Below are 14,390 nucleotides of genomic sequence, written 5' to 3' on the forward strand. Positions count from 1 at the left end.
GATGAGATATGATAAAAAGCGTATGGCGATTTCAGTTTTGAGTATTGGTATGTCGTTCATTTTAACCGCTTGCGGGACGGCGGCACCCAGGCAGCAGAGTGCAGTTAACGTTAGTGTTGTACAGGCAGCTTCAGGCTCAATAACGACGAATGTCGAATATTCCAGCGAATTAAAACCATTTCAGGATATAATGATTTCTCCGAAAATCGCCGGAAAGGTTGCGACGGTGCAAGCTGATGTAGGAGATGAGGTTAAACAAGGTCAGGTATTGTTTACTCTTGACTCAAGTGATTTACAAGCTCAGCTTCAGCAGCAGCAGGCAAATCTGGAAGGAAGCCAAGTCAATTATGATAAAACACAAGGATCAGCTTATCAGCAACAATTGCTCACTGCGGAAGAAGCTCAACAAAATGCCCAAATAACTTATAACAATGCCCAAGATACTTATAATAAGGACAAAACGCTGTATAATGCCGGAGCATTATCGCAACAAAGTCTGGAGAATGATAAAAAGACTCTCGATGTGGCAACTGTCGCTCTGAATTCCGCCAACTCAAACCTGAATTTACTCAAGGAACAATCAGGACCACAGTCCGTAGAAGCTGCGGCAGCCCAAGTAAAACAAGCGCAGTCAGCAGTAAACTATGCACAGGTTCAGGTTCAAAACACAACGATTACTTCACCGATTACTGGGACTATTTCTAGTCGTAATATAGATATAGGAGAGGTTGCATCGAGTGCAACTCAAGCTTTTACGGTGATCAACACTAAAACTGTCGTTGCTGAGGTTAATGTCCCGGATACCACGGTCATCAATCTCAAAAAAGGCCAAACAGTACCGGTTAAAATCAGCGCATTGAATAATAAAACCGTCAATGGGACAATCAATATTATCAGTCCTGCTGCCGACAAAACAAATTCCTATGTTATTGATGTCAATTTAGATAATACTAATAATGAATTAAAAGCAGGAATGTATGCTACAGTGGTTCTCCCGGCGCAAGAAAAGGATAATATTGTGACGGTACCTAACGGGGCAATATCCATAGAGGACGGGGTTTCTTATGTTTATGCTGTTGTAAATAACACTGTAGATAAGATTCCTGTACAAGTTGGGATTTCTAACGATAAAATCTCCGAGATTGTCAGTGGCTTAAAACCTGGTGAAAATGTAATCACCGAGGGTCAAATTTTCTTAAATGACGGAGAGAAAGTAAAAATTTCTAAAGATACCACGACTACCACGACTAAGAAAACAAAGGCAACCAACTCAACTAAAAAATAATTTATCCAATTATAAGATTTCCGCTTTCAGCAGTGGAAGTGGGTCCCATCGTACGTTGTTTGTTGGGGCAGAGTCCTCCTTTGCCGCGAAGTATTCCTTTTGGTATAGGCTGTTTCGGCGATAGTCTCCACTGGAGACTATCGTTTCAAAGCAGTTTTTGCATTAGAAAAAGATAGGAAATCAGGAAAATATGGGTATCTACAAGCCTTATTTTAAGAAATACAAATTGTTATTTTTCACAGCGATAAGCTGCGTGTTTTTTGAGGCCCTCTGTGATTTGATGCAGCCGACAATCATGGCCCGCATCATTGACGAGGGAGTGAAAAACAGCCAAATGGCAACCGTGATAAAATTTGGGCTGCTGATGTTATTGATCACAGTAATTGGAGCATTTTTCGCGGGCACGAGGAGCGTCCTGGCAAGTAAGGTGTCTCAAAGCTTTGGAGCGGATTTACGCTATGATGTCTTTGCTAAGATTATCAAGTTTTCTGAAGTAAGTTCAGATAAGATTGAAAGCGGTTCGCTCATCACTCGCATGACCAATGACATCTCCCAAGTAACCCAATTTATCAACGGCTTAATGAGAATCTTTTTTAAAGCGCCAATTACTTGCTTAGGAAGCATCATTCTGGCTGTCATGCTAAGCCGTCAGATGAGCTTAATCCTCTTTCTCGTCGTGATGATTGTGGCCGTTTTTATCGTTATCAGTATGAAACTGAGCTATGTCCGTTTTTCTAAAGTCCAATATGCCATTGATAAAGTAAATTCAGTGGTTCAGGAATATTTGATGGGTGTAAGACTCGTCAAAGCCTTTGGACGGTATGCGGATGAGGAGGAAAAGTTCGACAGCGCCAATTCTGATCTGGCTGCAAAAACGTTGTCCTCCCAGGTTGTTATCGCCTATTTTTCCCCCCTTATGTCTCTAAGCATTAATCTGGGGATTGCTCTGATTTTATATATTGGAAGCATACTCTATGGGCATGGGGATATCGAAGTCGGAAAAATAGCCGCCTTCATTAGCTATATGACACAGATCTTAGCCTCTCTGATCATGATCACGAACATTTTCAATGTCTTTGTCAGGACAAAAGCCTCCACGGAGCGAATCAATGAGGTACTGAACAGCGAGGAGGATTTTAAAGGTTCCGGTCAAACATCTGATCATCGTTCAGGAGAGCTTGAGTTTAAAAACGTAACCTTTGCCTATCCCAGCGGCAGCGGTCTGCCGACGATCAAAAATCTCTCCTTTAAGATTAATTCAGGAGAAACCCTGGCAATTATTGGACCTACGGGCTCAGGAAAATCCACCCTCGTCTGGCTTTTCCTACATTTTTATGACGTCCTGGAAGGCGCAATTTATTTTAATGGAAGGGATATTAAAACCCTTAACAGCGATAGCTTGAGAGAAAATATTGCCTTAGCACCGCAAAAGAGCATGCTTTTCTCTGGAACTGTTTTTGAAAATATAGCTTGGGGAAATCCCCAAGCCCCTAAAGAAGAAATTACCCAGGCAGCCCAGGCTGCCCAGGCAGACGGATTTATTCAAACTATGTCCGCTCAATACGACAGCAGTTTAGGTCAGGGGGGAGTAAATCTTTCGGGCGGCCAAAAGCAGCGTATTTCAATTGCCAGAGCCTTGGTAAAAAAAGCGCCTGTTTTGATTCTGGATGACTGCACGAGTGCTCTTGATGCCGTTACTGAAGCGAAGGTCAGAAGGGCAATCAATCAAGCCGAGAACCGCAGAACAGTAATCATGATAACGCAAAGGATAGGAACCGCAATGTTTGCCGATAAAATTCTTGTACTTGACAATGGATTAAACGTTGGCTTTGGCAGTCATCAAGAACTCCTGCAGTCCTGTAAAACCTATCAGGGAATTTTTGACTCGCAAATAGGCGGCGACTTGAAAGGGATTACGCATGGCTAAGAGTAACAATAAAAGCTTTGAAAATATGCCTAACTTGGGCAGGATTGGCGGCGGAGGGCCAAGACGATTTGCTCCCACGGCAAAGCCGAAAAACACAAAAGCAACACTGCAAAGACTGCTGGGCATCTTTATGTTATGGCGAAGGTCCTTCTTTCTGTCAATCGCTTTAACAGTCACTTCCGCCACCGTCGCCTTATTTACCCCGCTTTTTTTAGGCAAGGCAATCAATACCTTCCATCCCCAAACCAATACGGTCGATAAATCATTATTGGCAGACTATATCCTGATTCTGGTGACATGTTACCTTGCCGGCTGGTTTCTTGATACAGCCAATGGCATTCTGATGGCCAAGGTTACTCAAAAACTCGTTAAACACATTCGAACCGAGTTTTTTGCTAAGCTGCAGAACATCCCCCTGGATTTTTATGACACGAGATCACATGGGGACACTATGAGCAGGATTACTAATGATGTTGATAATATCAGCAGCACTATTTCCCAGACGACGACTCAGCTTATCGCGAGCGTTTTTACTATCGCAGGTTCCTTTATTATGATGCTCGTCCTAAGCCCCATTTTGACGCTCGTTGCCATGATATCCATACCACTGTTTTTCTTGTTAACCAAAACAATTACCAAACGCAGCCGAGGCTATTTTTTAGGGCAGCAGCAAAAGCTGGGTGCGTTAAACGGAGTAATTGAAGAGAGCATTAACGGTCTGAAGATGGTCAAAGCCTTTAACCGGCAGCAAAATGTTCTGACTGATTTTGGGAATACCAATCAGGAACTTTGTGATTATTCGACAAAGGCTCAAATCTGGGCTGGTTTTATGATGCCGTTTATGAATGTTATTAATAACCTGAGCTTTGCTATCATTGCCTGTACAGGAGGAATATTGTCAGTTAAAGGAGTCATAACTGTTGGGGTGGTCGTAAGTTTTCTGACCTACTCTAAACAATTCGGTCAGCCTTTAAATAATATTGCCGGAATGTTTAATAACATCCAGTCGGCCTTGGCCGGTGCGGAAAGAGTCTTTGAAATCATGGACGAAAAAGAAGAAGTCCCTGACCGGTCGGATATAAAAGAACTAACTGACCCTCAAGGAGCGGTAGAATTTCGTAATGTCACGTTTTTCTATAATCCCGGCAAACCGGTGTTAACGAATATCAACTTTAAAGTCAGCCCCGGTGAAGTTGTTGCTTTAGTCGGTGAAACAGGAGCAGGAAAAACGACGATTGTCAATTTATTAACTCGTTTTTATGAGCTGGACCAAGGGAAAATTCTCATTGACAACAGAGATATTACGGAAATTGCCAGAAAAAACTTAAGAAGCTGTTTTTCAGTTGTCTTACAAGATACCTGTCTCTTTACAGGTACGATCTACGATAATATCCGTTATTCAAGACCTTCTGCCTCAGATGAGGAAGTCAAAGAAGCCGCTAAACTGGCTCATGCCGACGAATTTATCACCCGTTTGCCCAAAGGCTATGATACGATCGTAACCGGCAGCACAGATAACCTTAGTCAAGGACAGCGCCAATTACTGGCTATCGCCCGGGCCATACTGTGCGACGCTCCGATTTTAATTCTTGATGAGGCTACAAGCAGTGTTGATACCAAGACAGAAAAAGAAATTCAGCATGCGCTGTTGACTCTCATGAAAAATCGGACGAGCTTTTTAATTGCCCATCGACTTTCAACCATTCGCGATGCTGACAAAATAATGGTTATCGGCAGCGGAAAAATATTGGAGAGCGGAACTCATGATGAACTCATGAAGCATAAAGGAGCTTATTATGAAATGGTAATCAGCCAAATGGGCTATGAGGAAAATAACATCTAAAGCAAATTAGGGGCTGCCGCAAAATGCCTAAGCGCTCCTCATGTAATAAAACCCTGCATAACTAGTGGTTTAAATTATCCACTGATATGCAGGGTTTTACTTATAAAAACGTATAAATAGTCACCATGCAACGGTCCCGCTTATATCTTAAGGAGACATTTGCAATATTACATGTAATGTAATATTATATTACAAAAAGTGTAATATTGAGGTGAAGAGTATGCCAGGCAGGCTATTCCCATTAGGTGGTCCTGTATCAGAAAAGGATATCGTGGATCGCGCAGAGTTTTTGAGTTCACTCGAAAGGCGTCTAACCGAAGGCCAGAGCATTATGTTAGCCGGCCCTCGGCGGATTGGCAAAACTTCTTTGGCACTGGAGGTAATAAGGCGAATCAAGAGCAATGAACACTATGTGGCTTTTGTAGATTTGTTCCGTTATAACACTAAAAGGGAATTGTCTCTCGCGATCATCAATGCGTGTTTAGAGAATCGCAGCGGGATCAGCAAAACAACTGCCGCCTTAAAAGACGGCCTTAAGAAGATTACGGGAGCAGCAAAGCTTACGGCGAAACTGCAGGACCTTGAGGTTGCTTTTGGTTTACCCAGTGAAAGCAAGAGTGATGATGAGCTCTTTAATTATGCCCTTGAACTTTCGGAAGTCCTTGCCCAAAAAGATAAGAAACATATGATCCTGGTCTTCGATGAATTTCAAGAAGTTGTTCGGATTGCCGGTGAAGAAGCACTCAAGGTCATGCGCTCCTACTTCCAAGTACACCAACATGTTGCTTATCTTTTCCTCGGATCTAAAGAAGGCATGATGAATACCATTTTTGGCGATAAGAGACAAGCCTTTTATCGTTTTGCGACAATTTTACCGATTCCTTCGGTTCCGTCAGAGGCCTGGGTGGAGTATATAACTGGTAAATTCCAAGCACAAACTATTACACTGAATGACCGTGTGATTTCGGAGATCCTCACATTAAGCGGCGGACATCCTCAGGATACAATGCTTCTATGTTCCGAAATATATTACTCTTTGCTCGAAGCTGGGGTAAAGAACTTGAGCCTGGATTTTGTGAGGCTTGGTTATGAAAGGGCGCTGCTGTCATTATCTCCGGTCTTTGATGAGCTTCTGGATGAGTTAGGCAGTTTAGGCAATTCTCGTCGCGTTTTGGTTAGTTTAGCGAAAGGGCTTCATATTTACTCCGGGCTGAGTGGGAATCCCAACGACATTAAGAGGGCCGTCGATCTGCTCATTGACAAAGCAATAATCGAAAAAACCGGGCGTGGTGCTTATCAATTTGTAGAGCCGATGCTTAAAGATTACCTTAATCGACGAATCGAGGGCTATTAGCCTTCAATCGAAAACAGCCTGCCTGCAACAGACAGGCCGCTGCCGATTAATAATAAGATGATTATCAATTTCATTTTTCTCACATCCTACATGGTTCTTATTATATTTATTAGTAGGTTTTCTTCATGGATATGGAATATCCTTCCAATCTTATTCTTTATGGTTTTTCGACATTAGCGAACACGTGCAAAGCTCCTAGCCCATAACAAATGCTATCGCTCTGAAGACTGGACTCTACCCCCACCGAAGCAAGGTATGGGAACCACTCTCACTTGAAGAAGTGGGAGTCTTAGGATTGGATGAATCAATGTTTATGTTGAAAAATAACGTCAGGTACTATATACTACATTACATCAGTAATGTACTACATAGGCCTAATATCTCTAATTTGGGAAGTGAGAATGTGATCCTTAATTCCGACAGTATGAAACCTATCTACATTCAAATATCCGAATGGCTGGAAACAGAAATTTTGCGGGCTAACCTTAAAGAGGAGGAGCGTATTTACTCGCAATACCAACTGGCAGAAATGTTTAACATTAATCCTGCTACTGCAGCCAAAGGGCTCAATATTCTCGTGGATGAAACGATTGCTTTTAAGAAGCGAGGCTTGGGTCTGTTTGTAGCACCGAATGCCAAACAGTTTATTCTTCAAAAGCGCAGAAGCCAGGTTTTAAAACAGATGATTAACGAACTTGTTCTTGAAGCGAAGCACCTGGATGTTAAAGAGACTGAATTAATGGATTTGATACACCAGGTTTTCAAGGAGATTGAGGAGGATAAAGAATGACAGTTATTCAGGGGGAGAACCTTACCAAATCTTATGGCAAAATTTCAGCCTTAGATAATCTGACCTTCCAAATCGAAGAAAATAAACTCACTGGCCTAATCGGCAGAAATGGTGCGGGAAAAACAACGCTGCTGAAACTCATAGCCGGGTACTTGAAGCCCAGCCGGGGGGAGATCAACGTGTTTTCTCAGAATCCCTTTGACAGTCTTCAGGTCGCTGCCAATATCATCTTCATCGACAACCAGATGGTTTTTCCCGCTGCTTTTAGGCTCGATGATATCTTAACCGAAGTTGCTCACTTCTATCAAAATTGGAACGCAAAACTTGCTCACGGATTATTTGACTACTTTTCCTTCAATCCCAAGCAGCGTCATAGCAGCTTATCTAAGGGCAATCAGAGTACATTCAACATGATTATCGGCCTTGCTGCCCGTTGCCCGCTGACCATTTTTGATGAACCGACAAGCGGGATGGACTCCGCTGTGCGCAAAGACTTTTATCGGGCCTTACTTAAGGACTACCTGGAATATCCTCGCACTATAATCCTTTCGAGCCACTTGCTGAGTGAAGTGGAGGATATTTTGGAAGATATTCTTCTTCTCAGGGACGGGACTAAATGCCTGCACCAATCTGTGCTTGAGCTTAAAGAATATGCTCTTGGTCTTAAGGGACCAAAGCAAAAGGTTTTAGAAGGGCTGAAGGGGCAGGAAATTCTACATACTGAGGAGTTCGCCCAGGGGAGTTTGTATGCAGTGATTAGAAATCAAGGGTTAACCTCTCAACAATTCCATAAACAGGCGGATCTTGAACTTCTGCCGGTATCACTGGAAGACTTGTGTATCTACTTAACAGGCAATGTCAAAGGGGGGATTGACTATGTCTTTAAGCAATAATGTATTATCGGTCGCTTCTCGACAGTATGTCTACAAGTTAAAGGCCAATACTTCCGGGGTCTATTCTTTGATCTTTATTCAAGTCCTAGCTTTGTTGTTTTCCCTCAGCGGAATTCAGAGCATGTCCAGTGCTTCTGATACGTTGAGGGTTGATGTTAAATATTATTCCGGAGATATAATGATTGCGTTTACATTTATTTGGATTTTTTTTATGGCCTTAAGATTGACATCAATCAATTCTAAAACCATGGATTTTACTCTTGTAACGAACCGATTATCAAGTCATTTGTCTAACGTGGGTCTATTGCTGACGACAATAGTTTTCGGTGGCATATCCTCATCTTTAATGAGCTTTGTGCTTAAAATCATGATGTATTTCGCTTTTGATCGCCCTCAGATAGGGGTTAACGGTTTCTACCCGGTTGTTTCGGACATTTTGTTAGGGATTATCACGACAGCCCTCTATATGACCCTAATTGCTTCTATGGGCTATCTGTTAGGAATCTTAATTCAGATCCATGTGCTCTTTGTAGTACTCTACCCGGCGGCTCTCTTCGGACTGCAAAAAGTAAATCCGCAAGTTTTAAAGCTATCCTTTGATTTCTTTGCCTCCGAAACGTCGCCGTTAATATTTGCTATAAGAATTATTCTTTCGTCTCTAATAGTGTTTTCCCTCAGTTGTTTGCTTTCCAATCGCATGGAGGTGAGAAAATGAGTATTATTGGTCTTCCCATAGCTGTTGCCATTTTGGTTGTTGCAATTATGCTGGCGAGGAAACTTGGAACTATAGTTGTGACCTTTATGAGCTGGCGAAAAAGTGCGATTATAGCAGGCGTTTATCTCCTTGGCCTGATCTTATCCGTTGTGATTGCAGCGGTATTGCCCAATCATGGTTTTGGATTGATGGAGAGAAGCCATACAGGGGGGAGTTTACAAAAAGGAAATGTATCGACTATCTCCTACACTATTAGAACCCAGAATGACTTTGAGAGGCAGCCAGGGCTGTATTTGAACAGCCGGCAGACATTTAAAATAGATCAAAGGGCAGTAAAACTGGGTTTTGCACCGAACCCGGGACACTTTCAAATTTATGTTGAGCAGAAAGAGACGGATGACGGCAAGATTGATGTTTTGACCTATTGTACCCCTTCTTATATTGGAGATACTGATTATACAAAACTGCTTCAGCCTCCCAAAGTTATCTCTCAGGATGGATCATTAGTAATAGAACCTGTTCGACAAACGTTAACACTTAGATTATTCAAGTCGAATTTTACTCAGAGTCAATTTGAAGGAAAAAATGCGGTGAACTTGCACAATTTTTTAAGCTCAAGTTTCGGTTGGGGTGAAGTTTTATTGAGAGTTCCAAAGAGTACGAAGATCGATAAAGGGCAAAATTACTTGCAATACCTCGATAAGGATTAACAGTGATTCAGATTAAGTTAGGATAAGGATTCAGATAATGATTGATAATAATATTGATATAAATATATTCATATTAATATAGTCGTGGAGATTAATATCAATTGCAGTAAAATCTATAAACTTGATCCAGTTTTTAAGTGAGGCAGTGTAAAAACTTAACTCAAAAAATTCGAAGTGGGTGGCAGATAGCCAAGGCGTTCTCGCTCAACTAGTATAGTGGAGTGAGAACGCCTTTATTTAAAGATTATGAAGCCCCAATGTTCAGCTTTAGCTGAACAAGTTCCCTGGGTGTGACTTTTATCACACCAAAAGACTTGTCTCGGTCACAGTGTTTTCCCCTAATTTGCTTTAAACTTACTATTGTCAGGTTGAGTTAAGACAAAACTTTAAATAAAATTTAGGGGGAACAACGAATGAGTATGTTTTGCTATCAATGTCAGGAGACAGCAAAAGGAACCGGCTGTACCATTAAAGGAGTTTGCGGGAAGACAGAAAATGTTGCTAATTTGCAAGATCTTCTCATCTATACCTTAAAAGGAATTTCTATCTTTGCCCTTCAAGCTCGAGATATGGGGATTGTCAGACCGGAGATTGATAAATTCATTATGGAAAGCCTCTTTACCACGATCACCAATGCTAACTTTGACAGAAGCCGTTTCGTTGCAAGAATTGAAGAAGGACTAAAACTTCGTGACGAACTCAAGCAAGCCATTATTAAAGCAGGCGGCACCATACCTGCAGACTTGCATGATGCTGCAACATGGACAGCTTCTGCTGGAGAATTTGATCAGAAGGCAGCTCTCGTGGGAATTTTAACGACAGAAAATGAGGACGTTCGTTCCTTGAGACAGTTAATCACCTACGGTTTAAAGGGAATGGCAGCCTATGCGGAACACGCTTATACTTTGGCTTATAAAGACGATGGAATTTTTGCCTTCATTGAAAAAGCTTTAGCGGCAACTATAGATGATACCTTAACCGCGGATGCTCTCGTTGCTTTGACCTTAGAAGCAGGGAAATATGGCGTTGAAGTTATGGCTCTTCTGGACAAGGCTAATACCACAACCTATGGCAATCCTGAACTGACTAAAGTGAATATCGGGGTCAGAAACAATCCCGCCATCTTGATCAGCGGACACGATCTGAAAGATCTCGAAGAATTACTGATTCAAACCCAAGGTACTGGTGTTGACGTTTATACTCACGGTGAAATGCTTCCGGCTCATTACTATCCGGCATTTAAGAAATACGACAACTTCGTCGGCAACTATGGAAATGCCTGGTACAAACAAGATAAAGAATTCGATTCCTTTAACGGGCCGATTTTACTAACTACGAACTGCCTGATTCCTCCCAAGGATTCCTACAAAGATCGTCTCTACACAACAGGAGCAGTAGGCTTTGAAGGGATCAAGCACATCTCTGACCGTGGCAACGGCCAAACCAAAGATTTTTCAGCCCTTATCCATCACGCTAAGCAATGTCCCCCCCCCACGGAAATTGAAACCGGAGAAATTGTCGGAGGCTTCGCTCATAATCAAGTCCTGGCCCTTGCCGATAAAGTTGTTGAAGCAGTAAAATCAGGTGCAATTAAACGCTTCTTCGTTATGGCCGGCTGCGATGGCCGCATGAAGAGCCGCGACTATTACGCCAACTTCGCCGAGGCTTTGCCGAAAGACACGGTAATTCTAACCGCAGGCTGCGCAAAATATAAATATAATAAACTCAATTTGGGAGACATCGGCGGTATTCCCAGAGTTCTTGATGCCGGCCAATGCAACGATTCCTACTCGTTGGCAGTAATTGCTCTGAAACTCAAAGAAGTCTTTGGGCTTGACGATGTGAACCAGCTTCCTATTTCCTACAATATCGCCTGGTATGAGCAAAAAGCAGTTATCGTTTTACTGGCCCTCCTTTATCTGGGTGTGAAAAACATTCACTTAGGCCCCACGCTTCCGGCGTTCTTATCCCCAAATGTTGCTAAAGTTCTCGTTGAAAACTTTGGTATTGCAGGTATCACTAATGTTGAGGATGATCTGAAGATCTTCATGGGATAATTAAATGCTGAAAATAAGAGTTGCAGCGAACTGGAAACCAGTTTGCTGCAACTCTTTCTTGTGCACTATGAGAACGTATAAAGACGAATCGAAAGTCGTCTTTATACGTTTAATTATTTTTACTCAATTATCAAATTTATCTAGTTTTTAGGACCTCCGCTTTTATAAGTGGGGGTTGGGCCTTCGTAAACTACAGGTGGGGTAGAGGCCCCATCTTAATTCAGCTTTAGCTGAACGAGTTCACTTAAGCATGTGTCGTTTCGATTTTGGTATCTTTATCGGGCTTTATCGTTATAAGTTTACCGTCACGGCGAACAACAACTGTAGTGATCGTCTTTTCGTCAATATGTTAATGAAAAATTGAGTAAGCTTGGCTGAAAACTATTTGCTTTATGAATATTTCTTGTATAATTATTTTGGTAGTTTAAAAAATTTATAAAATGTAAATATTTTGAACATATTCTTTCTTTTTACACAAATTCCATATGAAACTTTTGTCATAATTGCCAGTTACTTGGGAGGAAAAAGAATTCTCACGTCGAAAATAACTTTGTATAGAACTTTAAATTTATTTTAAAGGATCGAGGAGTGTTTTCATTGTCGGAAGTGACTTTTTCTAGCCAAGACTGGGAGCAGGCCATTATGCAAATTAAATCGGTAATTGCTGCTCGTATTAATCTAAATAATCAAGGAGAAATCGAAGAAGTTCATGTTCTGGCTAATTCAGGAAGACCTCCTAAGCAGGTAGTCCGAGATGTCGAATCAGTGATGGCTGCACAGTTTGGTTTAGAGGTCGATCATAAAAAGATTAGTGTGGCGCAAGTGGGGGATGATGAGGAAAACAACGCCCTTGCTGTTGTTGAGTCAACTCGGCCAAAATTGGTCGGTGTGACCCTCAGAACCGTTAATGGTATGGCTGAAGTTAAAGTTGAGCTATTGTCCGGAGATAAGCTGATTGAGGGAATCGCAGACGGACCATCTTCCGCCTACAACAAACTTCGCCTCTTCGTTGATGCGACCCTTAAGGCACTTGCTTCCATTACATTAAAGGAATTTTTATTTGTAACTGAAGATGTAGGTATTATGCGCCTGGCTAAACAAGAGGTCGCTTTAGTTTCTATAACCTTAATAGCCCCCATGGGAGAGCAGTCCTTGACCGGATGTGCTTTGGTCCGGAGTGATGACCGAGAAGCAGTGGTCAAGGCGACTCTTGATGCCGTCAACAGAAAACTAAAATTTCTCATAAACGATTAAACTTGTTAATATTGGCCGACTTATTAATAATTAGATTTTGAATTCTGTTTAATTCCCTCGAGCGAAGCGGAAAAAACAGCGGAACGGATAAAGAGCGGAGCGGTTAAACTATACCTTTGAAAAAAATCAAGGAGGTTTACCGCAATGAGCAAATTATTTAAAGTAGTCACTGTTCTTGTAACACTCGTTCTTGCCGGCGGCGCTAGCTATAGAATTTAATTGTTAATTTGGTCGGCCATAAAAATGAGGTTATAAATGAAGGATTTGCCTAATAACTTTTCAAAGTTTTTTTACTTCATAACTATAGTGGCATCGCTGATTTGCTTAGGGTCAATCCTCAAGATGGATTGGTCACTCCGAGCATTTCTTAGTGTACTTATATTTGGACTTTTGGCTTCTGCGAGTGAATCTCTGCCAGTTTCCCTGCCCAGAGGTGGCTATGTAACTGTAAGCTTTGCAGTCTTTCTATGCGTGGTAATTTTATTTCCACTAGGGATTTCCTCCTCTGTAGTAGCTATAGGGGGATTGTTTGTTTTTGGGAAAGAAGTAAGAGGCCAACCTCTTTATAAAAGAATATTTAATGCTTCTCAATTTGTTGTTTCAATTGGATTAGCGAGTATACTAATTGAATTTGTAGGCACTAGAGGTTCGTTTGCGCCTCGGTTAATTCTTATTTATTTAGGTGCAGCGGTAGTGTATATGTTCACAAATATGACGATAGTTTCAATTGCCCTTGGTGAATTGCAAAATAAATCCCCGTGGCAGATTTGGTTGAATAATATTAGATGGTCTATACCAAATTTTATTGCTTTAGCACCTTTGGGTTTACTTATGGCCCTAATTTATAGAAATTACGGACCTTTCGGATTACTTTTACTTTTCATACCACTATTAGTATCCCGACATTCTTTCCAACTTTATATAGATATGCGTGAGAATTACCTTAACACGGTTGAGGCATTAGTACAAGCACTTGAAGCTAAAGATACCTACACCAGCGGACATTCCGAAAGAGTTGGGAAATATGCCGTTGCTATTGCCGAAGGAATTAATATGTCTGAAGATAAAATAGAATTTCTAAAATATGCAGCAGTATTGCATGACGTAGGTAAAATAGGTGTAAGTGAGGCTATTTTAAATAAAGAAGGCAAATTGCTGGATTCGGAGTGGGAAGCCATTCGCAGTCATCCGGTCATTGGTGAAACCATTATCAAAAGCATAAAATTTATGTTCGATATCGGGCAAGTAGTACGTCATCATCATGAGCGTTATGATGGAAAAGGCTATCCCGACGGGATTCAAGGAGAAGATATTCCCTTGGAGTCTCGAATTATTGCTGTGGCCGATACCTATGATGCTATTACGTCAGATCGGAGTTATCGCAAAGGTAAGACTCATGAGGAAGCCATTAAAGAGCTGAAGAAAGTGGCCGGGTCACAATTAGACCCTAAATTGGTCGAGGTTTTTTGTAAGGCAGTCACAACGGAATCAGCATCCCAGATTATTAATGCCGGGAAGGTTCAGATAGCTTCGTCCTACTAAGCACATTTGACGGAAGTTGG

The 14,390-nt window shown here is 41.6% G+C and carries 11 protein-coding genes; all 11 read left to right on the top strand.

What is annotated here, in order from left to right; translation table 11 throughout:
- The first annotated feature begins 1 nt into the window (after position 1).
- The 11 genes from ACPUYX_RS10225 to ACPUYX_RS10275 all read left to right on the top strand — a co-directional run bounded on the left by ACPUYX_RS10225 (position 2) and on the right by ACPUYX_RS10275 (position 14,370).
- Positions 2 to 1,285 carry an efflux RND transporter periplasmic adaptor subunit gene (locus ACPUYX_RS10225; RefSeq protein WP_426379616.1) on the top strand — a complete coding sequence of 428 codons (1,284 nt, stop codon included), beginning with the start codon at positions 2 to 4 and terminating at the stop codon, positions 1,283 to 1,285.
- Positions 1,286 to 1,475: 190 nt separating this feature from the next.
- Complete coding sequence (locus tag ACPUYX_RS10230) at positions 1,476 to 3,212, top strand: ABC transporter ATP-binding protein (RefSeq protein ID WP_426379557.1); 1,737 nt, start codon at positions 1,476 to 1,478, stop codon at positions 3,210 to 3,212.
- Positions 3,205 to 5,055 carry an ABC transporter ATP-binding protein gene (locus ACPUYX_RS10235; protein ID WP_426379558.1) on the top strand — a complete coding sequence of 617 codons (1,851 nt, stop codon included), beginning with the start codon at positions 3,205 to 3,207 and terminating at the stop codon, positions 5,053 to 5,055. Before ACPUYX_RS10230 ends, ACPUYX_RS10235 begins: the two co-directional genes overlap by 8 nt.
- Positions 5,056 to 5,275: 220 nt before the next feature.
- Complete coding sequence (locus tag ACPUYX_RS10240) at positions 5,276 to 6,409, top strand: AAA family ATPase (protein ID WP_426379559.1); 1,134 nt, start codon at positions 5,276 to 5,278, stop codon at positions 6,407 to 6,409.
- A gap of 403 nt (positions 6,410 to 6,812) precedes the next feature.
- Positions 6,813 to 7,199: a GntR family transcriptional regulator gene (locus ACPUYX_RS10245; RefSeq protein ID WP_426379617.1), complete on the top strand. Its 387-nt coding sequence runs from the start codon at positions 6,813 to 6,815 to the stop codon at positions 7,197 to 7,199.
- A complete protein-coding gene (locus ACPUYX_RS10250) occupies positions 7,196 to 8,092 on the top strand; it encodes an ATP-binding cassette domain-containing protein (protein ID WP_426379560.1) in 897 nt (298 codons plus the stop codon). Before ACPUYX_RS10245 ends, ACPUYX_RS10250 begins: the two co-directional genes overlap by 4 nt.
- Positions 8,076 to 8,807: a hypothetical protein gene (locus tag ACPUYX_RS10255; RefSeq protein ID WP_426379561.1), complete on the top strand. Its 732-nt coding sequence runs from the start codon at positions 8,076 to 8,078 to the stop codon at positions 8,805 to 8,807. The genes ACPUYX_RS10250 and ACPUYX_RS10255 overlap by 17 nt, the downstream gene beginning before the upstream one ends.
- Positions 8,804 to 9,517 (top strand): hypothetical protein, encoded by a 714-nt coding sequence (locus ACPUYX_RS10260; protein ID WP_426379562.1) that lies wholly within the window; start codon positions 8,804 to 8,806, stop codon positions 9,515 to 9,517. Before ACPUYX_RS10255 ends, ACPUYX_RS10260 begins: the two co-directional genes overlap by 4 nt.
- 413 nt (positions 9,518 to 9,930) lie before the next feature.
- A complete protein-coding gene (hcp, locus tag ACPUYX_RS10265; protein ID WP_426379563.1) occupies positions 9,931 to 11,574 on the top strand; it encodes a hydroxylamine reductase in 1,644 nt (547 codons plus the stop codon).
- Positions 11,575 to 12,216: 642 nt separating this feature from the next.
- Complete coding sequence (locus ACPUYX_RS10270) at positions 12,217 to 12,828, top strand: hypothetical protein (RefSeq protein WP_426379618.1); 612 nt, start codon at positions 12,217 to 12,219, stop codon at positions 12,826 to 12,828.
- A 255-nt stretch (positions 12,829 to 13,083) separates the two neighbouring features.
- On the top strand, positions 13,084 to 14,370 hold the full coding sequence (locus ACPUYX_RS10275) for an HD domain-containing phosphohydrolase (protein ID WP_426379564.1): 1,287 nt from the start codon (positions 13,084 to 13,086) through the stop codon (positions 14,368 to 14,370).
- Positions 14,371 to 14,390: the final 20 nt, after the last annotated feature.

Source organism: Desulfosporosinus sp. SYSU MS00001 (assembly GCF_049943955.1).
Lineage (GTDB): Bacteria > Bacillota > Desulfitobacteriia > Desulfitobacteriales > Desulfitobacteriaceae > Desulfosporosinus.